25 protein-coding genes are annotated in these 24,647 nt (G+C 59.5%); 14 read left to right on the top strand and 11 right to left on the bottom strand.

Going from position 1 to position 24,647, the window contains the following annotated elements; genetic code table 11:
* Nucleotides 1-3: 3 nt before the first annotated feature.
* From BDE40_RS05380 to dusB, 4 genes are all read right to left on the bottom strand, one after another.
* A complete protein-coding gene (locus tag BDE40_RS05380; protein ID WP_134013410.1) occupies nucleotides 4-2,262 on the bottom strand; it encodes a sensor histidine kinase NtrY-like in 2,259 nt (752 codons plus the stop codon).
* 86 nt (nucleotides 2,263-2,348) lie between these two features.
* Nucleotides 2,349-3,719, bottom strand: a complete 1,371-nt coding sequence (locus BDE40_RS05375) for a response regulator (RefSeq protein ID WP_134013409.1) — start codon at nucleotides 3,717-3,719, stop codon at nucleotides 2,349-2,351.
* 26 nt (nucleotides 3,720-3,745) lie between these two features.
* Nucleotides 3,746-4,822 carry a two-component system sensor histidine kinase NtrB gene (locus BDE40_RS05370; protein WP_134013408.1) on the bottom strand — a complete coding sequence of 359 codons (1,077 nt, stop codon included), beginning with the start codon at nucleotides 4,820-4,822 and terminating at the stop codon, nucleotides 3,746-3,748.
* A complete protein-coding gene (gene dusB / locus BDE40_RS05365) occupies nucleotides 4,819-5,796 on the bottom strand; it encodes a tRNA dihydrouridine synthase DusB (protein ID WP_246030362.1) in 978 nt (325 codons plus the stop codon). The genes BDE40_RS05370 and dusB overlap by 4 nt, the downstream gene beginning before the upstream one ends.
* A gap of 171 nt (nucleotides 5,797-5,967) precedes the next feature.
* Here dusB and BDE40_RS05360 point away from each other — a divergent pair, with 171 nt between their 5' ends.
* From BDE40_RS05360 to BDE40_RS05325, 8 genes are all read left to right on the top strand, one after another.
* Nucleotides 5,968-7,107, top strand: a complete 1,140-nt coding sequence (locus BDE40_RS05360) for a bifunctional 2-C-methyl-D-erythritol 4-phosphate cytidylyltransferase/2-C-methyl-D-erythritol 2,4-cyclodiphosphate synthase (protein WP_134013406.1) — start codon at nucleotides 5,968-5,970, stop codon at nucleotides 7,105-7,107.
* A gap of 4 nt (nucleotides 7,108-7,111) precedes the next feature.
* Entirely contained in the window at nucleotides 7,112-7,600 is a 489-nt protein-coding gene (locus BDE40_RS05355) for a phosphatidylglycerophosphatase A family protein (protein WP_425462388.1), read from the top strand.
* Nucleotides 7,593-8,060 carry a CinA family protein gene (locus BDE40_RS05350; protein ID WP_134013405.1) on the top strand — a complete coding sequence of 156 codons (468 nt, stop codon included), beginning with the start codon at nucleotides 7,593-7,595 and terminating at the stop codon, nucleotides 8,058-8,060. Before BDE40_RS05355 ends, BDE40_RS05350 begins: the two co-directional genes overlap by 8 nt.
* Before the next feature lie 144 nt (nucleotides 8,061-8,204).
* Nucleotides 8,205-9,386, top strand: coding sequence for an ammonium transporter (locus tag BDE40_RS05345; protein WP_134013404.1), 1,182 nt, complete (start codon nucleotides 8,205-8,207; stop codon nucleotides 9,384-9,386).
* A 140-nt stretch (nucleotides 9,387-9,526) separates the two neighbouring features.
* Nucleotides 9,527-9,940, top strand: a complete 414-nt coding sequence (locus BDE40_RS05340) for a DUF2852 domain-containing protein (protein ID WP_134013403.1) — start codon at nucleotides 9,527-9,529, stop codon at nucleotides 9,938-9,940.
* A 75-nt stretch (nucleotides 9,941-10,015) separates the two neighbouring features.
* A complete protein-coding gene (locus BDE40_RS05335) occupies nucleotides 10,016-10,465 on the top strand; it encodes an RDD family protein (RefSeq protein ID WP_134013402.1) in 450 nt (149 codons plus the stop codon).
* A 123-nt stretch (nucleotides 10,466-10,588) separates the two neighbouring features.
* Entirely contained in the window at nucleotides 10,589-11,416 is an 828-nt protein-coding gene (locus BDE40_RS05330; protein ID WP_073141502.1) for an arginyltransferase, read from the top strand.
* Entirely contained in the window at nucleotides 11,413-11,805 is a 393-nt protein-coding gene (locus BDE40_RS05325) for a VOC family protein (protein ID WP_134013401.1), read from the top strand. The genes BDE40_RS05330 and BDE40_RS05325 overlap by 4 nt, the downstream gene beginning before the upstream one ends.
* On the opposite strand, the gene BDE40_RS05320 is transcribed toward BDE40_RS05325, so the two are convergent.
* From BDE40_RS05320 to BDE40_RS05305, 4 genes are all read right to left on the bottom strand, one after another.
* The gene (locus BDE40_RS05320) at nucleotides 11,802-12,464 is read right to left on the bottom strand and encodes a Crp/Fnr family transcriptional regulator (protein WP_134013400.1); all 663 of its coding nucleotides are present in this window, start codon (nucleotides 12,462-12,464) and stop codon (nucleotides 11,802-11,804) included. The two genes, BDE40_RS05325 and BDE40_RS05320, sit on opposite strands and share 4 nt — an antisense overlap.
* Before the next feature lie 269 nt (nucleotides 12,465-12,733).
* Nucleotides 12,734-15,088 carry a TRAP transporter large permease gene (locus BDE40_RS05315; RefSeq protein WP_134013399.1) on the bottom strand — a complete coding sequence of 785 codons (2,355 nt, stop codon included), beginning with the start codon at nucleotides 15,086-15,088 and terminating at the stop codon, nucleotides 12,734-12,736.
* A 12-nt stretch (nucleotides 15,089-15,100) separates the two neighbouring features.
* Nucleotides 15,101-16,027, bottom strand: coding sequence for a TRAP transporter small permease subunit (locus BDE40_RS05310; RefSeq protein ID WP_134013398.1), 927 nt, complete (start codon nucleotides 16,025-16,027; stop codon nucleotides 15,101-15,103).
* 129 nt (nucleotides 16,028-16,156) lie between these two features.
* Complete coding sequence (locus BDE40_RS05305; protein WP_073141491.1) at nucleotides 16,157-17,242, bottom strand: TRAP transporter substrate-binding protein; 1,086 nt, start codon at nucleotides 17,240-17,242, stop codon at nucleotides 16,157-16,159.
* A gap of 224 nt (nucleotides 17,243-17,466) precedes the next feature.
* Between BDE40_RS05305 and BDE40_RS05300 the strand changes: the two genes are divergently transcribed.
* Genes BDE40_RS05300 through BDE40_RS05290 form a run of 3 tightly spaced genes read left to right on the top strand, consistent with a single transcriptional unit; the run spans nucleotide 17,467 to nucleotide 20,099 of the window.
* Nucleotides 17,467-18,906 (top strand): cache domain-containing protein, encoded by a 1,440-nt coding sequence (locus tag BDE40_RS05300; RefSeq protein ID WP_134013397.1) that lies wholly within the window; start codon nucleotides 17,467-17,469, stop codon nucleotides 18,904-18,906.
* Entirely contained in the window at nucleotides 18,903-19,547 is a 645-nt protein-coding gene (locus tag BDE40_RS05295) for a response regulator transcription factor (RefSeq protein WP_134013396.1), read from the top strand. Before BDE40_RS05300 ends, BDE40_RS05295 begins: the two co-directional genes overlap by 4 nt.
* Nucleotides 19,548-19,607: 60 nt before the next feature.
* On the top strand, nucleotides 19,608-20,099 hold the full coding sequence (locus BDE40_RS05290; RefSeq protein ID WP_134013395.1) for a ClbS/DfsB family four-helix bundle protein: 492 nt from the start codon (nucleotides 19,608-19,610) through the stop codon (nucleotides 20,097-20,099).
* Nucleotides 20,100-20,204: 105 nt separating this feature from the next.
* Here BDE40_RS05290 and BDE40_RS05285 read toward each other — a convergent pair whose 3' ends face one another.
* Both BDE40_RS05285 and BDE40_RS05280 read right to left on the bottom strand, forming a co-directional pair.
* On the bottom strand, nucleotides 20,205-20,564 hold the full coding sequence (locus tag BDE40_RS05285) for a Lin0512 family protein (RefSeq protein ID WP_134013394.1): 360 nt from the start codon (nucleotides 20,562-20,564) through the stop codon (nucleotides 20,205-20,207).
* Nucleotides 20,564-20,911: a Lin0512 family protein gene (locus BDE40_RS05280; protein ID WP_134013393.1), complete on the bottom strand. Its 348-nt coding sequence runs from the start codon at nucleotides 20,909-20,911 to the stop codon at nucleotides 20,564-20,566. The genes BDE40_RS05285 and BDE40_RS05280 overlap by 1 nt, the downstream gene beginning before the upstream one ends.
* A gap of 364 nt (nucleotides 20,912-21,275) precedes the next feature.
* Between BDE40_RS05280 and BDE40_RS05275 the strand changes: the two genes are divergently transcribed.
* The 3 genes from BDE40_RS05275 (at nucleotide 21,276) to ilvN (ending at nucleotide 24,045) form a co-directional block, all read left to right on the top strand.
* Entirely contained in the window at nucleotides 21,276-23,036 is a 1,761-nt protein-coding gene (locus BDE40_RS05275) for an acetolactate synthase 3 large subunit (protein WP_134013776.1), read from the top strand.
* Nucleotides 23,037-23,039: 3 nt separating this feature from the next.
* Nucleotides 23,040-23,408: a hypothetical protein gene (locus BDE40_RS05270; protein WP_134013392.1), complete on the top strand. Its 369-nt coding sequence runs from the start codon at nucleotides 23,040-23,042 to the stop codon at nucleotides 23,406-23,408.
* A 73-nt stretch (nucleotides 23,409-23,481) separates the two neighbouring features.
* Entirely contained in the window at nucleotides 23,482-24,045 is a 564-nt protein-coding gene (gene ilvN, locus BDE40_RS05265) for an acetolactate synthase small subunit (RefSeq protein WP_134013391.1), read from the top strand.
* Between the two features lie 102 nt (nucleotides 24,046-24,147).
* Here ilvN and BDE40_RS05260 read toward each other — a convergent pair whose 3' ends face one another.
* Nucleotides 24,148-24,384 carry an EF-hand domain-containing protein gene (locus BDE40_RS05260; RefSeq protein ID WP_073141461.1) on the bottom strand — a complete coding sequence of 79 codons (237 nt, stop codon included), beginning with the start codon at nucleotides 24,382-24,384 and terminating at the stop codon, nucleotides 24,148-24,150.
* Nucleotides 24,385-24,647 lie beyond the last annotated feature (263 nt).

Here is a 24,647-nt window from a genome sequence, read left to right as displayed (position 1 = left end):
CCCTCAGGCCACGTTTTTGCGTTTGGCGGCTGACAGGCGCGGCAGTTTTACCACTGCCTTTGCACCCTGATGGCCTGTGTCGTCGAAGGGATCGGCGTCGCGCAGCACAAGGCTGCCACCATGCTCTTCGATAATTTTCTTCACGATGGGTAGGCCAAGGCCGGTACCCTTCGCACGAGTGGTTACATACGGCTCGAACAGCCGCGCGCGGTCTTCCGGCAGGCCGACGCCATTGTCCGAAATGTACAATGTCACGTCCTTCTCGCCGGTTTCGACCGCCAGTTTGATCTGCGGCTTGTGGCCTTCCGGCGCGCCCGCTTCCTGATAGCTCTCGATTGCCTCGCCTGCGTTCTTGATCAGGTTGGTCAGCGCCTGCCCGATCATGGTCTGGTCCAGTTCCGCCAGAATGACCGGCTCGCTGCTGTCCAAAGTTATTTCGACACCGGGCTGGCCGGATTGTTGCAGCACCACAGCGTCCTTGATCAGTTTCATCAGATCGGTCTCGCGCAGTTCGGGTTCCGGCATGCGCGCGAATTTGGAGAATTCGTCGACGATGCGCCGCAAGTCGTTGGTTTGGCGGATAATCACGTCGGTGTATTGCTCAAGGCTTTCCAATTGATCACCTGCAAGCGGGGTAAACTTGCGTTTGAGCCGTTCGGCGGACAGCTGGATCGGGGTCAGCGGGTTCTTGATTTCATGGGCAATCCGGCGGGCCACATCTCCCCATGCCGCCATCTTTTGCGCGCTGACCAGTTCCGACACGTCGTCAAAGGCCAGCACATAGCCTTCTAGATCGCCATATTCAGAAGTCCGCGTGGCAATGCGCACAAGCAGGCTTTCCAACTGGCCCCGGCGCGTGACCTTGATCTCTTCTTGTGCAGTTTCGGCACCGGTTTCGATCAGGTTGGTCAGGACCGATCCGAATTCCGGCACCACGTCTTCCAAGGTCGACGAAAGGTCGGTCTCGTCTTCCAGATCAAGCAGGCGCAAGGCGGAGCGGTTCATAAAGGTGATCTGGTTGTCGGCGTCGAGGCCAATCACCCCGGCGGTCACAGATGACAGCACGGAATCGAACAAGCGGCGACGGCGTTCGATTTGTTCTGTCGTGCTTAGAAGGGTTTCGCGTTGTACTTTAAGCTCGCGGGTCATCTGATTGAAAAGACGTCCCAAAAGCGCAATCTCATCGTCGCTTTTCGCCTCGATGACCTGCACATCCAGATCCCCCGCCCCGACGCGCTGCGCGGCACTGGCAAGCTGGCCGACAGGGCGTGCCAGGCGTTCCGCGAACCACAGGCCAAGCCAGATTGCGGCGAGGATCAGGATCAAAGCAAAGCCCAGATAGATCAGACCGAACTCGAACAGCAGCCTGCCCCGGTCGTTTTCCAACTGTTGATACAGACGGACGGTTTCTTGTGTCTGGTCCAGCAAGCTAAGAATTTCGCCGTCGACCGTGCGGCTGATATAAAGATAGCGGTCGGGATAGGCGGTCAGGCGCAACAGGGACCTGAACTCGTTATTCGGCCAGTCTTCAATGACCACGGGATTGTTGTTTTGCGCTTCCTTGAACGCGGCTTCCGGCACTGGCTCGAAATCGAAGCGGTACGATCGGTTGCCGCGCGCTTTTAGGTTGCCCGCACCGTCAACGATGAACGCCTCTTTCAGCCCGCGCTGCACTTGCTCCTGCGCTTGGGTCAACACCTGTCTCAGGTCAGAATCCGAAATAAAATTCGTAGTTTGCTTGGCGATGTTCATGTAGCCCGCCAGACGCAATGCGTCCTCGCTGAGGTCGTCATGCTGCTCTTGCTCATAGGCCTGCGCGGCGGATAGCGAGGTACCGACGACGTTTCTCACACGATCGGAGAACCAGCCCTCCAAGCCGAAATTGAGCGTTACCACCGCAAAAATTGCCACCAGAATGGTCGGGATCAGGGCGACAAGGGCAAACACCCCTGTGAGGCGCAAATGCAACTGCGATCCGGCAGAATTGGCACGGCGGGAGGCGACGATCTTCCCGACCTTCTGCGCCACCAGCGCGGCGACGGCGAGGACGTAGACCAGATCGGCCAGAAGGATGAGGCGAATGCCGTGGGATGTCGGGTCCAACTCAAACGGACCAAGACCCATGTAGGTCAGAACGGCCAGCACAGGACCCAATACAACAAGCCCGAAGGTGGCAAAATTCTGCACCCGGCGTTGCTTGCGCAACCGATTCAGCCTGTCCCAAGTCGCAGTGCGACTGTGGTTCCCGTTTTGGGTTTTCATCTGCTTTCTTACCGCCTTGCCACGTCTTGTTGATGTGATCGTCGCGCCGTCCCTGCGGCCCGATCGTCACGGTGACTGTTGCGGTTTTACATCAACTTGCGGCGCCGTGTCACGCGAATATCGAGGTCTGTCACCTTTTTTCTCAAGGTATTGCGGTTGATGCCAAGTAAATCGGCACATTTAGCCTGATTTCCGCCTGTGGCTTCCAAGGCAATTTCCATCAATGGCAGCTCCACCTCGCGCAAAATACGCTGGTACAGGCCGGGTGGTGGCAGCACCCCGCCATGCAGATCAAAGTAGCGCCGCAGATGCAGGGCGACCGAAGCGGACAGCTTGTCGGCCGTGGCACCACCCATCAAGGGCTCGGTTTCTGGCTGGCTGCCGAGGACCTGCTCGACATCCTTGTGCCTGATCTCGCCCTCGGTGGCGGTGACCGTCAAGCGGCGTACGGTGTTTTCCAGCTGCCGCACATTGCCGGGCCAGCTGTAAGTGCGCACCAATTCCAACGCATCTTTTGAAAATTGTCGCGAAGGCGTGCCGTCGCGTTCTGCTTTCAGTAAGAAATGCTGGGTTAGAAGCGGGATGTCTTCGACCCGTTCACGCAAGGAGGGCACGTTCACAGTTACGCCGCACAGGCGGTAAAACAGGTCTTGCCGGAAAGCGCCGGATTCCATCTTGGCCATCAGGTCCTGCTGCGACGTCGCGAGAATGCGCGGTGCGTCATCCGTCAGGCTGTCCAGCATCCGCACGATGCGCGCTTGGGCATCGCCGTCAAGGTCGGACACTTCGTCAAACAGGATCGAGCCACCACGGGCGCGGCTGAGGATGGTTGCAGGCCCCTCCATCGCGGCCAGATCGCTGGGCGTTGCGGTCACCAGCGGCAGGTTGCGTCGGTCGGAAAAGTCATGAATGGCGCGGGCAATCAGGCTTTTGCCGGTGCCGTTTTCCCCAGTGATCATCACCGACAAATCGGTGTTCATCACGCGGGCCACCAGGCGGTAAAGATCCTGCATGGCCGGTGTGCGACCCACCAAGGGCAAGTCGCTGCCTTCGCTGCTCGGCTCCTCCGCGCTGTGCGGTTTGGAAACCACCCGTTTGCGGTCCAGCGCACGCGCCGCGCGTTTCATCAGGTCCGGCAGGTCGAATGGTTTGGGCAAGTAGTCATAGGCGTCGGCCTCGGTCGCCTGAATGGCGGTCATGATCGTGTTTTGGGCCGAGATAATGATCACCGGCAAGGACGGGCGCTGGTCGCGAATGGCGGGCAACATTTCCAAGCCGTTCCCGTCCGGCATCATCACGTCGGAGATCACCAGATCACCCTTCCCCTCACCGACCCACCGCATCAGCGTGGTCAGCGACGAGGTGGCGTGAACCTTGCACCCTGCCCGCGTCAGCGCTTGGGTTAAGACAGTGCGAATGGTGCGGTCGTCATCTGCGACAAGTACGGTGCCGTCCATGGGTCAGGTGCTCTCTTTCGGGTGGGTCATAGGTCATGCAGTTTCGGGGCGACGGGCAGCGAGATGCGGAACACCGTGCGCCCGGGAACGGAGGTGACGGAAATCCAGCCGTCATGCTCCGAGATGATTTTCGAGACCAGCGCCAGCCCGAGGCCGGTTCCGTTTTCGCGGCCAGAGACGAAAGGCTCGAACACCTCGCCTGCAAGCTCTTGCGGCAGTCCGGGGCCGTCGTCGATGATTTCGACCTGTAACGGCACTGCGGCGCGGGTGCCGTCGGGGCGCTCCACGCGCAGGGACATCTCGTAGAAGGTGCGGATTTCGATCGTGCCGCCGGATTTGTCTGAGGCCTCCGATGCGTTTTTCAGCAGGTTCTGGAAGACCTGAAGCAACTGGTCGGAATCAGCAAAGGTGGACGGTAGCGACGGGTCGTAGTTTTCCCTGATCTTCATATGCGCGGCAAAGCCCACGGCGGCGCTTTTTTGCGCGCGATCAAGTATGTCGTGCAGGTTGACGGCGCCGCGCAAGGGCGGGCGCAGATTGCCGAACTGTTCGACTTGCTCCAACAACTTCACCACGCGACGGGATTCCTCGACGATCAGATCGGTCAGTTCAACGTCATCGCCGCTCAGGTTCATACTCAGCAACTGCGCGGCACCAGTGATGCCAGCCAGCGGGTTCTTGATTTCATGGGCCAGCATTTCGGCCATGCCGATAGCAGAGCGCGCCGCGCTTTTGGATTGCAGGTCGCGGCCCATTTTATGGGCAATTTCGCGCGGCTCCAGCAGGATCATGATGTAGCCGGGGCGATCGACAATGGTGGTCAACTGCACGTTGCACTGCACAGGTGGTTTCTCGCCCGACCCGACATCGACCGTGTTCACAAACAGGGCGGAACCGTCACGGCGCACACGGGTGACGGCCTCATCCAATGGCGCGTCGACATGCAGCTTGTCCCAGACCGGCGCGCCGCGCAGGGACTTGGCGGAGGCGTTCATGAAGGTCTCGCCCGCCGGATTGATCTCGGCGATATTGCTTTGGCCGTCGATGACCAAGCACGGGATCGGGAGCGATATCCACAAAGTGTCAAAGAAGCTGGCGGTCATGCGGCGGCCCCGTTTTCCAGCGCCAGCGGCAACAGCTTTAGGACCTTTTCGGAGGATTTCGCGGTGAGCACCTCGCGGCGCAGCGGGGCGGCGGTCCCTGCCCCGTCCATATACCAGCCCAAATGTTTGCGGGCGACGCGCAGCCCAAGCTCGGGGCCGTAGAAATCGAGCATGTCCTCGTAATGTGCCGCGACCATATCGGCCAGTGCCTCACCCGTCGGGATGTCCGGCGCGGCGGTGCCATGGAGCGTGTGCGCCACCTGTGCCAAAGCCCAAGGGCGACCCTGTGCGCCCCGCCCGATCATCACACCATCCGCACCAGAAACATCGAGCGCAGTGCGGGCAGTCGCGGCGTCGGTAATATCGCCATTTGCCACGACGGGAATGGTAACGGCGTCCTTCACAGTGCGGATGGCCGCCCAGTCGGCGCGGCCCTTGTAGAACTGGCAGCGGGTGCGGCCATGGATCGTGATCATGCAGATGCCAGCATCCTCGGCCCGCCTCGCTAATGTTGGCGCATTGAGCAGATCATCGTCCCATCCCAAACGGGTTTTCAGGGTCACGGGGATATCGACTGCGCCGACCACCGCGTCGATCAGGGTCAGCGCGTGGTCCAGATCCTTGAGCAGTGCGGAGCCGGAATAGCCGTTGGTGACCTTCTTGGCAGGGCAGCCCATGTTGATGTCGATTACGCGGGCGCCGTTGGCGGCGACGACGCGGGCGGCCTCGGCCATCCAGCGGGCTTCGCGTCCGGCCAATTGTACGGAAGTGTTGGCAAATTCCATGCCCAGTTCGGCCTTTTCGCGCACGCCGGGTTTGGCTTGCACCATTTCCTGACTGGCGACCATTTCCGACACCACCAGCCCCGCACCGAAGCTCGACACCAGCTTGCGGAACGGCAAGTCGGTGATCCCCGCCAATGGGGCGAGCAATACCGGGGGGTCGATCTGATGATTTGCCAGTTGGATGTGCAAACGCCTAATCCTTGTGCATTCGCTCACTTGGCTACCCGCTTCACAAGGTGCTGGCAACGTGTGGCGCAAGGGAATTCGCGATAACATGCCGCATTATTTGTGTTTGCCTAAAAATTAGGCGTTGGTAACGGGGGCATTGTTCTTCGGATGCGCACATCATAGACAAATCTCATGGATTTGAACCGCCCCTCTGTGGTCGCCGTGATCGTGGCGGCAGGTCGTGGCACCCGTGCGGGTGGCGAAATTGCCAAGCAATGGCAAGCGCTTGCGCGTCGCCGCGTCATCGACTGGACCTGTGCCGCCTTCTCCGCGCACCCGTCTGTGGACGAAATTGTCTTGGTCGTCCCTGACAACGCGCCCGTGGACTGGATGCCGGACGGGGTTAGGGTCGTCACCGGTGGCGAAAGCCGCGACGCCTCGGTCCTGAACGGGTTGCAGGCTGTCGAGGGCCGCTTTGATCTTGTGCTGATCCATGACGGCGCGCGGCCTTTGGTGAGCGCTGACGTGATTGACGGCGTGTTGAACGGCTTGCAGGACGCACAAGGCGCGGCCCCTGCCTTGGCGGTGACGGACGCGCTGTGGCGCGGTGACGGCGGCAAGGTTTCCGGCACGCAGGACCGCAGCGATCTATACCGCGCACAGACCCCGCAAGGGTTTCATCTGGCGGATATTCTGGCGGCGCACCGATCGCATGTCGGAGGCGCGGCAGACGACGTGGAAATTGCCCGCGCGGCTGGCATGGACGTGATCATCGTGGCAGGCAGCGAGCGGAACCTGAAGATCACCACGCCCGAGGATTTCGCCCGGGCCGAGCAATATTTGGAGAACACCGTGGATATACGGGTTGGCAACGGATTTGATGTGCATCGCTTCGGGCCGGGGGATCATGTGGTTTTGTGTGGGATCAAGGTGCCGCACGGGCGCGGGTTGCAAGGACACTCGGACGCCGATGTGGGGCTGCACACAATAACGGACGCGATTTATGGCGCTTTGGCGCAGGGCGACATTGGGCAGCATTTCCCGCCAAGCGACCCGCAATGGAAAGGCATGGCCAGCCATGTGTTTCTGGAACACGCGCGGGATTTGGCGGGCGAGATGGGGTTTGCGATCTCCAACGTGGATTGCACGCTGATTTGCGAGGAGCCGAAGATCGGGCCTCACGCTTTAACGATGCGTGAGAAGGTGTCGGAATTGCTGGATATTTCTCTGGATCGGGTAAGCGTCAAGGCTACAACATCGGAGCAATTGGGCTTTACCGGCAGACGCGAGGGGATTGCCTGCATGGCGACCGCCACGCTGGTGAAGGGGTAACGCGATGTTCTCGGTGTCAAAATTCTGGGCGACCTTCTTCTATGTCGGGTTGTTGCGCCCCGCGCCGGGCACATGGGGCTCGGCCGCGGCGGTGATCGCGGCGTGGGGCATAATAGAGTGGCGCGGCTACGTGGCACTGGCGGCGCTGACGGTGATAATGTTCGTTCTGGGCTGGGCCGTCACCTCGATGGAGACCAAGGGCAAGGACGACCACGACCCCTCGGAGATTGTGATCGACGAAGTGGTGGGGCAATGGATTGCCCTTTTGCCGGTTGCCGTCGGGATCAGCCATGCGGGCGTGTCGTTCTGGACCCTGTGGCCCGGCGTCGTGACGGCGTTCATCGCGTTCCGGCTGTTCGACATCTGGAAACCCGGCCCTGTGGGTTGGGCGGACCGCAAGGAAGGGCCGCTGGGCGTGATGCTGGATGACGTTATCGCGGGCGTTCTGGCGGCTTTGGTCGTGATGCTTGGCGCTTGGATATCCCATGGCTGATGCGGCTGAAGTTCTTGAGGCGGCGCGGGCCAAGGGTTGGCGCATCGCCACGGCGGAAAGTTGCACCGGCGGCTTGATTGCAGGGACATTGACCGAGGTCGCGGGCTCGTCCGACGTGGTGGAATGCGGGTTCGTGACCTATTCCAACACGGCCAAGCAAAAGATGCTGGACGTTACGGTGGCGTCGCTGGAAGCCCATGGCGCGGTGTCCGAACAGGTCGCGCGGGAAATGGCGGAAGGCGCACTAAAGGCGTCCGGCGTGGATCTGGCGGTGTCGGTGACGGGGATCGCGGGACCGGGCGGCTCGGAGTTCAAACCGGAAGGTATGGTCTGCTTCGGCGTGGCAACGGCGCGCGGTGTCGCGACTGAAACCGTGCAATTCGGCGCACTTGGTCGCAGCGAAGTGCGTCGGGCCACCGTGGCCCATGCGCTGACATTGTTGCTGTCCGCGCTTTCCTAACTGCCCGCTATCGCGGCACGTCACCTTGTTTTAGCCTAAAATTTCAGCACCGACGCAATCGCCCATGTTTTGGGCGGCCCTGCCTCTTTCTTCCGCGTTCCGGCCCGTTTGTGGTCTCTAACAGGACACAAAAGGAATGACCCCATGAACGGAGCGGACACCGCTTGGATACTCGTCGCCACAGCCTTGGTGCTATTTATGACTCTGCCCGGACTGGCGCTATTTTACGGCGGGCTGGTACGGGCGCGGAACGTGCTCAGCGTTTTCATGCAATGTTTCTCCATCGCCTGCGTGATGAGCATCCTGTGGCTGGTCGCCGGATATTCCATCGCGTTCGGCGAGGGCAACGCGTTCTGGGGCGGGCTGGACAAGGCGTTTCTGAACGGCGTGACGGCGGACAGCTTGTCGGGAACGATCCCCGAAGTACTGTTCTTTGCCTTCCAGATGACCTTCGCCATCATCACCCCTGCCCTGATCGTCGGCGCCTATGTGGAGCGCATAAGCTACGCGTTCATCATGGTGTTCTCGTCGCTGTGGATGCTGATCTGTTACGCACCCGTGGCGCACTGGATCTGGGGCGGCGGCTTGCTGGCGGGCGCGGAGTGGTCGCTGTTCGAAGATGGCGTGAACGATTTTGCGGGCGGCATCGTGGTGCACCAGACGGCGGGTATCGCGGCGTTGATCCTTGCAGTCTTCCTTGGGCCGCGTCGCAATGCGGCCGTCCCGCCGCACAATCCCGGCATGGTGATGATCGGTGCAGCGATGCTGTGGGTCGGCTGGTTCGGCTTCAACGGCGGCTCACAACTGGCGGCGGACGGTGGCGCGGCAATGGCGATTACGGTCACGCATATCTCGGCGGCGATGGCGTCTATTACTTGGGCCGCTTGGGAGCGCATCCGCTTTGGCAAGGCGTCGCTGGTGGGTATGGTAACAGGCACCATCGCGGGCTTGGCGTCGATCACACCTGCCTCCGGCTCGGTCGGGCCGATGGAGGCCATGCTAATTGGCGGCGTCGCGGGTATCATGTGCCAAGAGCTCTGCGGCGTGGTCAAAACCGTCCTTAAGATCGACGATACGCTGGACGTATTTGCGGTGCATGGTGTGGGCGGTATCTTCGGTATCATCATGCTGGCGGTGTTTGGTCACGCAAGTTGGACCGCGCAGCTGGGCGGGTTGGTTGTTGTTGGCATCTGGACAGCTGTTGTGACCGCCGGATTGGTAGTTTTGATCAAGATGATCCTGCCAATTCGCGTGTCGGAAGAGGATGAAATCACCGGTTTGGACCTTTCCTCGCATGGGGAACGGGCTTACGAGCTGACTTCCTAAGCCAAAATATTTGAACAAATTCAATGAGGGCGCGGGAAACTGCGCCCTTTTTCGTGTTTTTCGATCCGAATTCTCTTGAAAGCGCGTCAGCAATCCCCAAATATGTAAATGTAAATAACATTCACATAAAGGAGCGACAGATGACCCCTACCCCAACAGCCACCCACACGATGCCCCGCATGGGCTGGTTCGCCCGGGCTGAAGCCTGGCTGGACGAGCGCGGTAAGGGCGCATGGATCGCAGCCATGGTCTTTGGCTTTATCTTCGTGTGGCCCGTCGGCCTCGCCATTCTTGCATATATGATCTGGAGCAAACGCATGTTCAACACTTCCTGCCGCAGCCGCGCCATGGCGCACCGTTCTAGCCACGGGTTCAAAACCTCCGGCAACACAGCGTTTGATTCCTACAAAGCCGACATGCTGAAACGCCTTGAGGACGAGCAACACGCGTTCGAGACCTTCCTGGAACGTCTGCGCGAGGCCAAGGACAAATCCGAGTTCGATGCCTTCATGGACGAGCGTGCGGAAGCCGCCAAATCCAGCGAAGACGCCTGAATCTTCCCGCTGCGCCCCTTTTCGGGGCGCGGCACCCCCTTTTAAAACCGGAGACTCACCCCCATGTCTTTCACTATGAATGACACCTACGACGCCCTGCCCGACCCCCATGCCCAGCCCGCCTTTTACGAAGGCGTCGGCGTCAAACGCCTGTTGGCGTGGGTCGTGGATACGGTTCTGATCGGCATAATTGCTGCCGTGATTGCCAGCATCCCGCTGTTTTTGCTGTGGTTCGTGTTCCCGCTGGTGTTCTTGGTGGTGTCGTTGGTTTACCGCATCGGCTCGATCCGGGCGGCATCGGCCACACCGGGCATGCGGTTGTTCAACATCGAATTGCGCGCCCATGACGGCCAGCGGCTGGACGGGTCTGCGGCGGCGTTGCACACAATCGCCTTCATGATCGCCAGCGCCTTCTTCATCCCGCAAATTGCGTCGGTGTTTCTGATGCTGATGACCGATCGCGGGCAAGGCCTGCATGACATGTTTACCGGCGTGGTCGCGATTAACACGCCCGGCCGGTACTAAAGGCACCTTTTCACCGCACAGTTCAAAGAAATGAGAGCTGTGCGGAGACCCTCCCCAAAAAGCATTTGTGAGTCGCGAGGGGCATTGGTAGGCTCTGGTCGAACTGCTCTTGCCCGAGGCTCCATGCGCCACACACTACCCATTGCCCCCCAGTTCTACGTCACGGCCCCGCAGGCCTGCCCGTATCTGGACAAACGCCGCGAACGTAAACTGTTCACGGCGTTGCAGGGCGAGCATGCGAATACCTTGAATAATACCCTGAGCAAGCAAGGCTTTCGGCGGTCCCAGAACGTGCTGTATCGCCCCTCTTGCGCCGATTGTTCCGCCTGTTTGTCAGCCCGCATCCGCGTGGCCGATTTCAAGCCAAGCCGGAGCCAGCGCAGGTGCCTGAACCGCAATAAGGTGCTGGAGCGCGAAGCGACGTCGCCTTGGGCCACCGAAGAGCAATACGAGTTGTTCCGCCGCTATCTGGATTCGCGTCACGCAGATGGTGGCATGGCCGATATGGATATTTTCGAGTTTGCCGCGATGATCGAGGAGACTCCGGTCAAAAGCCGCGTCATCGAATATTGGGACCGCTCCGGCGATAGCCCCGAGCTGATCGCGACCTGCCTGACAGATGTGCTCGATGACGGATTGTCGATGGTCTATTCGTTCTATGACCCTGATTGGGCGCGCAATTCTCTTGGCAGCTATATCATTCTGGATCATGTGCGCATCGCGCAAGAAGCGGGCCTGCCCTATGTCTATCTGGGCTACTGGGTGCCGGGTTCCCCGAAGATGGGTTACAAGGCCGGTTTCGGCGCGCTGGAGATTTTCCGCGGCGGGGCTTGGCAGTCGATGACTGACGCCGAGGACTATGACGAAGATACGCACCCGCTATCCGTGGACCCGATCGCCGAACAGGTCGCCCGCATCAGCCTGCCGGACACCCGCGCCCCGAAAGAATGAGCCGACATATCTCGGCCTTCGCCATTGTGGTGCCGAGCTATGATGACGGGATCTCATTCTATGTGAAGCGCGCTGGCTTTCACCTGATTGAAGACACCGATATGGGCAACGGGAAGCGGTGGGTGTTGATTGCCCCCTCGCCCGACGCCGAGACACGCATTTTGCTGGCCGAGGCCAAAGGCGACACGCAGATCGCTGCCATTGGCAACCAGACCGGCGGGCGTGTCGGGTTCTTCCTGAACAGCGATGATTTCGACGCCGATTATCAGCGGATGTCAGCCGCAGGCGTCACCTTCGAGGAAGCACCGCGTGACGAGCCTTATGGCAAGGTTGCCGTGTGGTGGGATCCTTGGGGCAACCGGTGGGACTTGCTTCAACTGAAATCCTAGCCTGTGCCGGTGGCTTTGGTATCGCCCAATTCTGTCAGGCGGTTCGACAGGGCTTTGATATCTAGTATCCTGATGCCCGCTTTGGTCATTTCGATGATCCCGCGATCACGCAGACGCCCGAGTTCTTTGTTCACTGTTTGACGCGAACACCCCACGACATCGGCCAGATAGCCTTGGCTTTCAGTGAACACCGAGCCGTCTTGAGACAGCTTTTCCAGATAGACGCAGATCTTTTGCTCGGCGCTAAAGAACTGGTCGATAGATTTGAACCGGTTGTCATGGGCAAGGACGTCGTGCAAATCGGCGGCAAAATTCCGAACGAACACCTTGGAGGCCATTTTCTTGATCAGGTCGGAGCGCCGACACATCAGAACAGTTGTGTCAGACAGCGCTTTGCAGGTTCCCGCGCAGGGGCGCTCTGACAGGGTTTCGACCATCCCCAACACGTTGCCGGAAAACGCGTGGTAAATGATCGAGTGATGCCCCGTTTCGTTCACATAGCTGACTTCGATGCGGCCCTCCGCGACGATCAACATGCTGTCGGTTTGCTCGCCTTGGCGGAGCATCGTTTCGCCGGCTTTGAAGGTTCGACGTTTGCAGCTGTCTAGAAAAAACTCCTGCGTTTCGCGCGATAGGTCGCGAAGGATACTGGCGTCCAACAGCTGGGGGAATAGAACAGAATTTCTCAAGGCCAATTGCTACCTTTTAGGTTCCTATCCCGCTCAGAATGCCTGAAGAGACGCATCCAAAGCAAGAAAATGGGGAAACAAATCACTCGTTACCGAACATTTTCAGCATATACGGGTCTCGAGGCAAGACGTTGTCGGCTAGTTGACAGAAGCGGCCTGATTTCTGAGCAATTCCAATGAATTAATCATTCTGATGTGTCACATCTGCCACCCCGATCCGAGGTGGCAGATGCGCAATATCAGTTCCCGATCAGGTTCGGAAGGATGGTCACGACCGACGGGAACAGGGCCAGTAGGCCCAATGCCATCACCTGAATAAGCACGAAGGGGATAATCCCGCGGTAGATATGCCCCGTTGTGACCTCTTTCGGGGCCACGCCGCGCAGGTAGAACAAGGCGAAGCCGAAGGGTGGTGTCAGGAACGAGGTTTGCAGGTTCACCGCGATCATGATGGTCACCCATTTCGGGTCCATTGTGCCGCCGTAGATCACTGGCCCGACAATCGGGATCACGATGTAGATGATCTCGAGGAAGTCGAGCACGAAGCCCAGAACGAACAGCACCAGCATCACAATGATGAAGACCTGAAGCTCGCTGTCAAAGGACTTCAGGAACTGCTGGATATAGTGCTCCCCGCCAAAGGAAATCACCACAAGGTTCAACAGCTGCGAGCCAATGAGGATGGTGAACACCATGGATGTGACCTTGGCCGTCTCCCGCACCACAGGGCTGAGGACGCCGTAGTTCCACAACACGTAGCAGGCGAAGAACAACCCGAACATCGCGAACAGATAGGCGGCTTGTGCGACGAGGAAGGCCAGCGTGTTCTCGAAGCTGACCACCTCGATATTGACGCGTAGGTCAAAATTCACCCCGACAAGGATCATGATGATGATCGCGAAGGTCGTCAGGATCACCATACGCCCCGACCGGCCCTCGTCTTGCAGCTTGCGGTAGGCCGCAAGCATGATTGCCCCGCCTGCCCCGAGTGCCGCCGCAGGCGTCGGGTTGGTAATTCCGCCAAGGATCGAGCCCAGAACGGCGACGATCAGAACCAGCGGCGGGAACACCACGCGGATCAGGTCATTGCGCCCGAGGATTCCGGCGGCGTATTTGGCCCCGTACAGCATCAGGCCCAACGGGGCGAGCAACAGCAAGAAGGTCGTGCCGGGCGATGTCGTTGGCGCGATCAAAAGCGTGTCGACCAGCATCGCGAGCAAGATACCGGCGACCCCCACGATCAGCGGCACCGGATTGGCGGTCGGGGATACGCCCCGCGCGACCACGATCATCAGGCTGATAAGCAGCAAGCCCACAGCGATACCTGTGCCAATCGGGGCAGCTGCGGCGACCTTGGTGTCGATTGCGGCGGCCAGTTCTTCCTCAGTCAGTTTGACCGATTGGGCGACACCGCCAGCGGCGTCGATAACCTCTTGTTCGGCAAGTGCGGTGGCCCACGCTTCTTCGCCGTGCAGCTCGATCATCGCCCCTTGGCATTGCTCCGAGACATTGGTGCGCAGCGATGCGGTTTCACCCGCGTCAGAGAAGCTGTCCACCTGGAAGTTTTGGGACCCGATTATATTCACCTGCATCAACAGGATCAGCCCGACTATCAAACCGATTGGCGCGAACAAGAACCATGTCAGGGCTTCGGAGCGGCGGATCGGCTCGCCATTGGCGGCGCCAAGTTCGACCGCAGGGGCTTTGGACGGGTTCAGCACCGCGTACCCGAAGGCATAAAGCGCATAGAGCAAGGCCAGCATGATGCCCGGCAGAAGGGCTGCTTGGAACAATGTCCCGACCGACACCACCGCAGGCTCACCCAGATAGGTCAGCGCGTCGGAGCAGCCGACCTCTTGCGCGCGGGCTTCCTGTGCGGCGGAATAAAGATCACCGGCCAGCGTGCCCAAAAGCACGATCACGATGGAGGGTGGAATGATCTGCCCAAGTGTGCCGGATGCGGCGATCACTCCGGTGGCAAGTTCCGGCGAATAGTTGTTCTTCAACATGGTCGGCAGCGACAGCAGGCCCATGGTGACCACAGTAGCCCCCACGATCCCTGTGGACGCCGCAAGGAACGCGCCCACAACAACCACCGACACGGCAAGACCGCCGGGCAGCGGGCCGAAGACGCGGGCCATCGTTGTCAGCAAGTCGTTGGCGATCTTGGAGCGTTCCAGCGTGATGCCCATCAGCACGAACATCAACACCGCCAGCAGCGTTTCGATGGACGCCCCTGCCAGCACACGCTCGTTGATGCGGTTCACGATGAACGACACATTGCGGTCCAGTGCGACTTCCCAGCCTTGGACGAAAACCGGCTCGGCCAGTCTTGGCAGGTCGGGGTATCGGAACATGGATATGGTTTCGGGTTTCAGCCCTTCCGCCAGTAACGCGGCGTATTCGGCGGAGCCTGTGTCAATCGCTTGGTGGATCAACAGCCCGCCCGTATCGAGCGCTGCGATGATTGCGAAGGAAATGATCCCCGCGCCACCGATTGCGAAGGCCACTGGAAAGCCCGACAGGATCCCGCCGAACAGGCAAAGGAACACGATAATCAGGCCGATTTCGACGCCATCTAATCCGAAAAGCATTGGTTCAGCCCCTTAGTGTATATTTGCGACAAGCTCGGCGTCTTCATCGCCCAGCAGGTCTTTGTCGAGGTATTTGCCCTCACTCTCCGGCCCTTCCTTGCGTTCCAGATAGGAGCGCATGAAGAAGGCGATCGCTTGCAAGAACACCAAGGCGGTAAACATGCAAAGCAGGATCTTGAAGAGGAAGTATGCGTTGAATCCGTTGGGCGAGAACCCGATGGTTTCGATATTCCAGCGCAAGGCGCGTGATTTCAGCATCAGCTTGTCCAGCGCGTCGGAGGCCGACGGGTTCGGCACCACCAGATGCCGCCACAAGAAGAACCAGCCATAAAGCCATGTCAGCGCCGCGACGGGCATCATGAACAGCAGTGATCCGACCATGTCGATGGTCTTTTTGGTGCGGTAGCTGACCGCGGAATAAACAAGATCAACCCGCACATGCCCGCCTTGGACGAATGTATAGGTGACGCACAAGGCCACCACGAGGGCGTTGTAGAGCTTCAGCTCCTCCGCCCACCAGCTGATGTCCTTGGAAAAGCTCATACCGAAACCCATGGAGATTTCGGCGCGCGCAAAAATGCGCTGCATGAAGATGATGACGATTTGTTGCAGGACCATAATTAGGCCCGCCCACGCGGCGATCCGGCCGATGACGTTGGCGAATCCTTCCAAGGCCCGCACGCAGCCCCACATGAATTCGTTGCGCCACAGCCCGATGGCCAGCAGCACAAGAAACGCGGTGATGGCAACGAAGAACAGCTCCACCGAGGCGCCATAATAGATAAAGCGCATTAGCGCTTCTTTATGCTCCGCCGTTGGCAAGGATTGGTTGATATAGGGCACCCAAGACAGCCATTGCCCGGGATGCGTGATCGCATATGCAAAGTTGTAGAATGACATGGCGATGTTGGTGAAAAACCAGACGATTGCGTCCAGCATGGCGTGCCCCCCTGATGTCCCCGTAGCCGCCAATCCCCATGGCGGCTTGGTTGGCGTCTCGGCCCGCCCTCATAACAAGAACAGGCCGAAACAATATTTAAATCAGTGCCTTATATGGCAATGCTGACCTTAGCCCAGAACGCGGTCGCGCTGCGAACGGTAGGCGCTTTCGGATTTCTGGATCCAGCCCGAAGATGCTTTCATCGACGCTTGGTAGTCGTCGAAGATCTTCTTGTAGAGCTCGTCGCCCATGTTTTCCTGATGCACTTCATCGGAGGCCTTACCGAACGCATCCCAAACGCTGTCTGGGAATTCCAGCGTTTTCACGCCAGCCGATTGCAGGCGCTGCAACGCCGCACCGTTGTTGTTGAGGAACTGCGCGAGGTTCCACTGGTGGGCCTCTGCAGATGCGATCTCGACGATCTTCTGGTGCGCAGGCGACAGCGAGTCGTAGACTTCGCGGTTGGTAGCGATCGACAGACCAGCACCCGGCTCATGGAAGCCTGCGGTGTAGTAGGTCTTGGTGATTTCCTGGAAACCGGCCTTTTCGTCCGCCCATGGGCCGATCCACTCGGTACCGTCAATCGCGCCGGAGGCCAACGCTTGGTACACTTCAGCACCGGGAAGGTTCTGCACAGATGCGCCCAGTTTGCCCAAAGCCAGACCGCCAAGGCCGGGCATACGGAATTTCAGGCCGTTGAAGTCTTCGGGGCCATTGATTTCCTTGCGGAACCAGCCACCAGCCTGCGCGCCTGTGTTGCCGCCAAGGAAGGATTTCAGACCGAAGATTTCGCCCAGCTCGTCGTGCAAAGCTGCGCCATTGCCGTGGTAATACCAGTTGGCCAACTCTTGTGCCGTCATGCCGAACGGCACGGACGTAAAGAACGCATAGCCCGGGTGCTGGCCAACGAAGTAGTAGTCTGCACCGTGGTACATGTCAGCCTGACCAGAGGTCACAGCGTCAAACACTTCGAACGCGCCAACAAGCTCGCCTGCGGCTTTCACGTCGACGGTCAGGTTGCCGTCGGACATGGCGGTGATGCTGTCAGCGGCGTGCTGAGCGGCGTCAAACACGCCTGCAAGGCCACGTCCCCACGTGGTGACCATGGTCAGCGTGCGCTTACCTTGCGCATAGGCCGGTGCGGCCAGCGCAGTCGTTGCTGCCGCTGCGGTGCCGCCAAGTGCGGATGTTTTCAAAAAAGAACGACGATCCATAGGTGTCTCCTCCCAAAGGTTTCATCGGGTCACAGGTTACGCAATGACTCGACGGATCGTTACAAGTGTCGCGACCTTACGCAGGCTTTTCGGGAAGCTAAATACCCATCGCTGGGTAGATTGAAAAAATAATTCGCCGAACGCGCGGCTTATGGCACCTCATTGACGCGAATTGCGCCGTGGCGCATCTTGCGCGGACCATCTCAGGGAGGGACGGTCAGCTAATGTCCCGATTGTGGACCTCGATAAAAAAGCGTTTTTCGCTATCGTACCGTCAGAAGATATTTCTGCTGACGAGCTTGCCGCTTGTGCTGGCGGTGGCGGCGATTTCGGTCATGGTGACGGTGCAGTCGCGCCAACTTGCAGAGCGCGAAATACGCGAGCTTGAAAGCCAGCTGATCGAGGCCAAGCGCGCGGAGTTGAAGAACTACCTGTCTTTGGCACGCACCGCCATCGGGTCAATCTACGGCAACGCGGCCCCTGACGACGAAGCCGCAAAACTTCAGGTAACCCAAATACTTAGCGCGATGATCTACGGGCAGGACGGGTTTTTCTTTGTCTATGATTACGATGGGAACAATCTGGTCTCGCCGCGCCAGACCTTCCTGATCGGCAAGAACTGGAAAGGGCTCAGCGACCTGAACGGCGTGCCTGTGGTCGATACAATCATCGACACCGCGCGTTCCGGCGGGGGCTATCATGCTTATGACTGGGCCAAGCCCTCCACCCGCGAGACGGCGCGGATGGTCACATATGTCATCGGGCTTCAGGATTGGAAATGGGCTCTCGGGACGGGTATCTTCATCGATGATGTCCTAAGCACGGTGGCCGCCGCCGAGGCCGAGGTGCAGGCCCGTATCCAGAAAACCTTCGTCTATATCGTGCTGATCACCAGTCTTGCCCTGTTCGGGGTGTTCGTCGCGGGATTGCTGCTGAATTTGCGCGAACGCCGCCTTGCGGATGCCAAGCTGCGCGCGCTGACCGAAAGGATTATCGACACGCAGGAAGAAGAACGCGGCCGCGTGGCGCGCGAGCTGCATGACAGCATCAGCCAGATACTGGTCGGCGTGCGCTACACGCTGGAACTGGCCGCAAAGCGGGTCATGTGCGGCGATCCGCGGGCGTCGGAAAGTCTCGACAAGGGCATTGGCGGGCTGACCGAGGCCATTCACGAGGTGCGTCGCATCTCTGCCGACTTGCGCCCCGGCGTGCTGGACGATCTGGGGCTTGGTCCGGCCCTGAAATCGCTGATCGAGGAGTTTTCCCGCCGCACCGGAACCGAGGTCGAGTTCAAAACCGTGGTGTTCCGCAACCGGCTGGACAAGGACGCCAAGATCGCCTTGTACCGGATCGCGCAAGAGGCTTTAACCAATGTCGAGCGTCATGCGGATGCAAGCCACGTGTCGATCGAAGTCTTTGGTCACCGGTCGGGCGCTACCATGCGGATCACCGACAATGGCACAGGCATCGCAGCGCGACCCACCTCCGAGAATATCGGCGGGCTTGGATTGCGCAACATGCAAGAGCGGATCGACCAGCTCAAAGGCACGCTGCGGGTGCTGTCGAGCGATAAGGGTACGATTATCGAGGCCTCGGTCCCGCTGACCCATATGCTGTCGCCCGAGGCCAAGCCCCCTGCCCTCAAACCAAGGAAATCTGCATGAGTGACGCTGTAAAAGTGCTGGTGGTCGATGATCACCCGATGGTGGCCGACGGGATATGCGCCATTCTGGAAAGCTATGACGACATCGAGGTGGTCGCGACCTTAAGCAACGGTCAGGAAGCGCTGGACCGTGTGGACGAGCTGTCGCCGGACGTGATCTTGATGGATCTGAACATGCCGCAGATGGGCGGGTTGACGGCGACCGAGTTTCTGCTGGAGCGAAAACCTGATATCCGCATTCTGATCCTGTCGATGCATGATGCGCCCGAATATGTCTCCACCGCTATGTCGCATGGCGCGCGCGGCTACCTGTTGAAAGACGTGCCGACCGATGAAATCCACCGAGCCATTCAGGCGGTAATGCGCGGGGAGACCTATCTGTGTGGCGGGGCCACCGCCTCGCTGTCCCCCAATACCAGTGACGGACGCGAGTCGCTGACGGCGCGCGAGCAAACGATCCTGCTGCAACTGGCGCAAGGCAAGTCGAACAAGGAAGTCGCGGTTGATCTAGATATCTCAGTTCATACCGTCGAGACGCACCGCAAGAACATCAAACGCAAGCTGGGTATCAACTCTACCGCCGGGCTGACCCGCTACGCGATGGAACACGGCGTTCTGCAAGGAACGGGCGTGGAGTTTTGACCAAGGTCAACGCGGATTGAGGGAGATAGCTGCTAAGATGGTCGTCGAAGGAGACGGATCATGCCAGCAGCAACCGACAAGGCGGCGCTTCTTGCCGTCACCGAAAAAGAATACGAAAAACTCGATAAGCTGATCGCGGTGTTGGATGCGGATCAGGCGACGGCCGGCGAGGATGGCACGTCGATCAAGGATGTAATCGGCCATCGCGCACATTGGATCGCGCTGTTTTTGGGCTGGTATGGTGACGGTCAAGCCGGCAAGCCCGTGTTCTTTCCCGCTGAAGGCTACAAGTGGAACGATCTAAAGCGCTACAACGCGGATTTGCGGATGCGGCAGGCGGGGTTGAGTTGGGATGAGGTCAGGACGCTGCTGGCAGATCGAAAGCGCGCATTGGTCGGGCTGATCGACAGCCTGTCCGAGGATCAGCTTTATGGTGGGCCGATGAAGGGTGCCAACAACGCATGGACAACGGGACGCTGGGCGGAAGCTGCCGGAGCGAGCCATTTCCGCTCTGCCGCGAAGTTCATTCGGGCGGTGTTGCGCGCGGGTTAGCTGTATGGCGTCGGTCTTATTTCGCCGTGCCTTCGGCCCGTCGACCCGCCGGGGAGGCGCTGCCTCCCCGGACCCCTCCGAGGTATTTTTGAAGCAATGATGGGGTTAGGACAGTTTCCAGTCTTTGGTGCTGATGGGGACGAAAGCCTCGATTGCGGCGGTGGCGATCACGTGGGTTTGGTTGTTCTGGGCATCGTGCACGTCCAGGCCACCTTTGACCGCTGAGACCTCGGCGCGACCTCTTGGCAGCTCGGCTGTCAGGGCTTCGAGGTCAAGTTGATCGGGTTGTTGAACGCCGATTGTAACCTGCACCCGCATCTCGGTGTGGTCGATGCCGAGGGATTTGAACATGACGATGGAAGAATGGTGCAACGCGTCCTGAATGGCGCGTTTGGCGGCCTTGGTATAGTCGCGGCCGTAGAGGTCATTTCCGGTGCCCAGCTCCAAGATGATGCGATGCTCCATTACGCGGCCTCCATGTCGAAACTGACCATGATGGCGGCGTTGACGATGACCGTGACGCCGGAGCCGTCGGGCTTCGGGATGTCGAGGCCGCCGTGTTTGACCGTGATCGCGGGCGTTCCATAGGGAAAGATGCCGAGGAGTTTTGACGTGTCGACCGCGTCGGGATTCTGCGCGCCAATTTCGACGTCGATGATCATGTCGGATTTGTCGAATCCGAAGGCTTCCGCGATAGTGACCGAGTTGTGCCACAGTGCGTCGCGAATGGCGCGGGCGGCGGCCTCGGTATAGTCGCGGCGGCGCAGGGACGTGCCCATGCCGAACTCATGGATCATACGTGTTTTGGGCATGGCTTTGCTCCTGATTTTAGATGTCTGGAATGTTGTGAGGCTGCGCGCGATGCAGTGCAAGGCCCGAATTCGGCCCAAATACCGCGCTTCATGTCGCCATGCGGCAGATTTGCGCAACAAAAATACAAGAAAAATGCTATTGGAGACACAAAATTCAGCCAATTGGCTGTTGACCCCCCTGAATCGGCTGGTAATGTCCCCGCACACTCACGAAGGAGCATCCGGCATGGCCGATGTAGTCGTCATTCTAGTTAAGCGGTGCATGGGTCGGTAACGATACTCCATATCGGACCCCATGCGCCCCCGCCAAACACGGGGGCTTTTTTGTGAGCAGATGAAACGATGGATAGCTAAGGACAGCACGATGGCGAACAAGCAGATGACCGGCGCGGAGATGGTGGTTCAGGCCCTGATAGATCAGGGCGTGGACACGGTATTCGGATATCCCGGTGGCGCCGTGCTACCGATCTATGACGAGATTTTCCAGCAGGAGAAGATCAACCACATCCTCGTGCGCCACGAACAGGGCGCGACCCACGCCGCCGAGGGCTATGCCCGCTCCACCGGCAAGCCCGGTGTGGTTTTGGTGACCTCCGGTCCCGGCGCGACGAACGCGGTGACCGGCATGACCGACGCGCTGATGGACAGCATCCCGATGATCGTTTTGTGCGGTCAGGTGCCGACCTTCATGATCGGCAACGACGCGTTTCAGGAAGCCGACACCGTCGGCATCACGCGGCCTTGTTCCAAGCATAACTGGCTGGTCAAGGACACCGACCAGCTGTCCGACGTGATCCATCAGGCGTTCCACGTAGCCACCCATGGCCGCCCCGGCCCTGTGTTGGTCGACATCCCCAAGGACGTGCAATTCGCCAAAGGCACCTATGTGCCGCCCAAGGCCGCCAGCACGCAGCACTATGCGCCCAAGGTAAAAGGCGACATCGAGAAGATCACCGAGCTGGTCGAGATGATGGAAAAGGCGCAGCGCCCGATCCTTTATACTGGCGGCGGCGTGATCAACTCCGGCGACAGCGCGACCGCGTTGCTGCGCGAGTTGGCGAAGGAAACCGGCTTCCCCGTGACCTCCACCCTGATGGGATTGGGCGCGTATCCCGCATCCGGCGACCAGTGGCTCGGTATGCTGGGCATGCACGGGCTTTACGAGGCCAACATGGCCATGCATGGCTGCGACCTGATGATCAATATCGGCGCGCGCTTCGACGACCGGATCACGGGGCGCGTGGATGCGTTCTCACCCCATTCCAAGAAGGCGCATATCGACATCGACGCGTCTTCCATCAACAAGATTATCCATGTGGACGTACCAATCATCGGTGACGTGGCCCATGTGCTGGAAGACCTGCTGCGGGTGTGGAAATCGCGCGGGCGCAAGACCCATAAGGAAGGTCTGGCGAAGTGGTGGAAAAAGATTGAAGAGTGGCGCACAAAGCGTTGTCTGGAATACAAAAATTCCGAAACCATCATCAAGCCGCAATATGCCCTGCAACGGCTTGAGGCGCTGACCAAGCACCGCAAGGACCGCTTCATCTGCACCGAGGTAGGCCAGCATCAAATGTGGGCCGCGCAATATCTGGGCTTCGAAGAGCCGAACCACTGGATGACCTCCGGCGGTTTGGGCACCATGGGCTACGGCCTGCCCGCGTCGGTCGGCGTGCAGGTGGCGCATCCGGACGCGCTGGTCATCAACGTGGCGGGCGAGGCGTCATGGCTGATGAACATGCAGGAAATGGGCACCGCGCGGCAATATAACCTGCCGATCAAGCAGTTCATCCTGAACAACGAGCGCCTTGGCATGGTTCGCCAGTGGCAGCAATTGCTGCACGGCAACCGCTACAGCCATTCGTGGTCCGAGGCCCTGCCCGATTTCGTCGTTCTGGCGCAGGCCTTCGGCGCGAAAGGCATAAAATGCACCGACCCGTCCGATCTGGATGACGCGATCATGGAAATGCTGAACTATGACGGGCCAGTTGTGTTCGATTGCGGCGTCGAGAAGCACGAGAACTGCTACCCGATGATCCCCTCGGGCGCACCTCATAACGAGATGCTCATGGGCGAGGATACCGGCGAGGACGCCATCGGCACCAAAGGCGCGGTGATGGTGTAAGCCATGTGGGAGTGGTTTACAGCTCTCTTCGCAGCCGCTCTGCCCCCAGCCGTCGTGCCGGACTTCGACCTGAATCGCGACGTCTACCAGCAGGAGTTGCGCTTCGCTCAGGCCGCTGAGGTCTGCGTGTGCGGAACTGGATGTGACGACGCGCCGGAGGCTGGTTATCTGGTGACCGCGACCGCTACGGATACGGGAGAGGCACAGGTGCTGCATTTCTCGGACCGGATCGAAATTGACGGGATGCCCGTGACCGTAAGGCCCGCCAGCATCTGCATCGACAAACCGGCGCAGGAACCGCTGCGCCTGACACTCTTGACACAAGCGGGCTATCCGGCGAAGTCCGGCACGCCCGTGATCGACATAAGATAGCCACCCGAAATTTTGCCATACGCATGGCAGACGCAAAGCCGACACATCTCAGACACCGAAAAGAGGCCCCAAAATGTCCCCGCTGAAAATCAAAAAAGGCTCGTCCAAACATTCGGCCTATGACCTCAAGGACCCGAACGCCGACTATATCGAGCGCCACACGCTGGCCTGCGTCGTCACCAACGAGGCGGGGGTTCTGGCGCGGGTGATCGGGTTGTTCTCGGGGCGCGGCTACAACATCGAAAGCCTCACCGTGGCGGAGGTGGACCACGAAGGTCACCGCTCCCGCATCACGATTGTGACCGTGGGGACTCCCGCGGTGATCACCCAGATCAAGGCGCAGCTGGAGCGGATGGTGCCCGTCCATGACGTCCACGATCTGACCGAGGAAGGTGCCAGCGTCGAGCGGGAACTGGCTCTGTTCAAGGTGACCGGAACCGGAAACGACCGCATCGAAGCGCTGCGTCTGGCAGAAATTTTTCGCGCCAATGTAGTGGACAGCACGTTGGAAAGCTTCGTCTTCGAGATGACGGGTCATTCCGAAAAAATTGATGCTTTTGCTGACCTTATGCGCCCGTTGGGCTTGGTCGAGCAGGCCCGAACCGGCGTTGCAGCCCTGTCGCGCGGCGCCAAGTAGAGCGATCCGCGCCCCTGCAACCCGAGGCAGATCGAGTAAGTACAGGGGCACGGACCTTTCGCCACGACGAATAGTGCTGGCTCACGCCGTGGCGAATTTAGGTTAGGCCTCGGGGATCAGGCCGCCTTCTGTTGCTGCTGTCAGCTCCTCTTCGTCCACAACGCCGTCACCATTGGTGTCGACTGCGGAAAAACCTTCCTCGGTCAGGGTTGGATACACGGCCAGCATCTCGGTGAAGGACACGACGCCGTCGCCGTCGCTGTCCAGATCGGCAACAGCGGCAAATGCCGATGTGCCCATTACAGTTGCGGTAGTCAGTGCAATAAGAGCGGTTTTCATTGAACTCTCTCCATTTGGTCGTTTCAGGTTTAGGCCCGTCCTTCAGGGCCGAGCCACCTCGTTGGTGGTCTCGAGACTGTAGATGGACCCTGCCCCGCCCGATGGGGAGAGGTCCGTGCTAAACTGCTGAAAACAAGCCATTCGCTGCCGTTTCACTACGTGAACGCAGGCATGGGTTTGCCGAGCAAGCCCTCCCCTCGGCCGTTCGGCGGGAACCTTCCTACGGCTTGCACCGGTTTCGGCAGGAAGCCGTTCACGCGTCG

This window comes from Litoreibacter halocynthiae, assembly GCF_004365635.1.
Classification (GTDB): Bacteria; Pseudomonadota; Alphaproteobacteria; order Rhodobacterales; family Rhodobacteraceae; genus Litoreibacter; species Litoreibacter halocynthiae.
The sequence above is the reverse complement of the archived record's forward strand: the minus strand, read 5'-3'. Positions and strand labels throughout refer to the sequence as shown.

What these genes read in the sequence shown, in the direction of transcription:
- BDE40_RS05275 (WP_134013776.1), top strand. Translation starts at nt 21,276, where the DNA reads ATGGCGAACAAGCAGATGACCGGCGCGGAGATGGTGGTTCAGGCCCTG.
- BDE40_RS05295 (WP_134013396.1), top strand. Translation starts at nt 18,903, where the DNA reads ATGAGTGACGCTGTAAAAGTGCTGGTGGTCGATGATCACCCGATGGTG.
- BDE40_RS05345 (WP_134013404.1), top strand. Translation starts at nt 8,205, where the DNA reads ATGAACGGAGCGGACACCGCTTGGATACTCGTCGCCACAGCCTTGGTG.
- ilvN (WP_134013391.1), top strand. Translation starts at nt 23,482, where the DNA reads ATGTCCCCGCTGAAAATCAAAAAAGGCTCGTCCAAACATTCGGCCTAT.
- BDE40_RS05330 (WP_073141502.1), top strand. Translation starts at nt 10,589, where the DNA reads ATGCGCCACACACTACCCATTGCCCCCCAGTTCTACGTCACGGCCCCG.
- BDE40_RS05285 (WP_134013394.1), bottom strand. Translation starts at nt 20,564, where the DNA reads ATGGAGCATCGCATCATCTTGGAGCTGGGCACCGGAAATGACCTCTAC.
- BDE40_RS05315 (WP_134013399.1), bottom strand. Translation starts at nt 15,088, where the DNA reads ATGCTTTTCGGATTAGATGGCGTCGAAATCGGCCTGATTATCGTGTTC.
- BDE40_RS05305 (WP_073141491.1), bottom strand. Translation starts at nt 17,242, where the DNA reads ATGGATCGTCGTTCTTTTTTGAAAACATCCGCACTTGGCGGCACCGCA.
- BDE40_RS05280 (WP_134013393.1), bottom strand. Translation starts at nt 20,911, where the DNA reads ATGCCCAAAACACGTATGATCCATGAGTTCGGCATGGGCACGTCCCTG.
- BDE40_RS05370 (WP_134013408.1), bottom strand. Translation starts at nt 4,822, where the DNA reads ATGACCGCCAGCTTCTTTGACACTTTGTGGATATCGCTCCCGATCCCG.
- BDE40_RS05360 (WP_134013406.1), top strand. Translation starts at nt 5,968, where the DNA reads ATGGATTTGAACCGCCCCTCTGTGGTCGCCGTGATCGTGGCGGCAGGT.
- BDE40_RS05260 (WP_073141461.1), bottom strand. Translation starts at nt 24,384, where the DNA reads ATGAAAACCGCTCTTATTGCACTGACTACCGCAACTGTAATGGGCACA.
- BDE40_RS05335 (WP_134013402.1), top strand. Translation starts at nt 10,016, where the DNA reads ATGAATGACACCTACGACGCCCTGCCCGACCCCCATGCCCAGCCCGCC.
- BDE40_RS05355 (WP_425462388.1), top strand. Translation starts at nt 7,112, where the DNA reads ATGTTCTCGGTGTCAAAATTCTGGGCGACCTTCTTCTATGTCGGGTTG.
- BDE40_RS05340 (WP_134013403.1), top strand. Translation starts at nt 9,527, where the DNA reads ATGACCCCTACCCCAACAGCCACCCACACGATGCCCCGCATGGGCTGG.
- BDE40_RS05270 (WP_134013392.1), top strand. Translation starts at nt 23,040, where the DNA reads ATGTGGGAGTGGTTTACAGCTCTCTTCGCAGCCGCTCTGCCCCCAGCC.
- BDE40_RS05380 (WP_134013410.1), bottom strand. Translation starts at nt 2,262, where the DNA reads ATGAAAACCCAAAACGGGAACCACAGTCGCACTGCGACTTGGGACAGG.
- BDE40_RS05325 (WP_134013401.1), top strand. Translation starts at nt 11,413, where the DNA reads ATGAGCCGACATATCTCGGCCTTCGCCATTGTGGTGCCGAGCTATGAT.
- BDE40_RS05290 (WP_134013395.1), top strand. Translation starts at nt 19,608, where the DNA reads ATGCCAGCAGCAACCGACAAGGCGGCGCTTCTTGCCGTCACCGAAAAA.
- BDE40_RS05300 (WP_134013397.1), top strand. Translation starts at nt 17,467, where the DNA reads ATGTCCCGATTGTGGACCTCGATAAAAAAGCGTTTTTCGCTATCGTAC.
- BDE40_RS05375 (WP_134013409.1), bottom strand. Translation starts at nt 3,719, where the DNA reads ATGGACGGCACCGTACTTGTCGCAGATGACGACCGCACCATTCGCACT.
- BDE40_RS05310 (WP_134013398.1), bottom strand. Translation starts at nt 16,027, where the DNA reads ATGCTGGACGCAATCGTCTGGTTTTTCACCAACATCGCCATGTCATTC.
- BDE40_RS05350 (WP_134013405.1), top strand. Translation starts at nt 7,593, where the DNA reads ATGGCTGATGCGGCTGAAGTTCTTGAGGCGGCGCGGGCCAAGGGTTGG.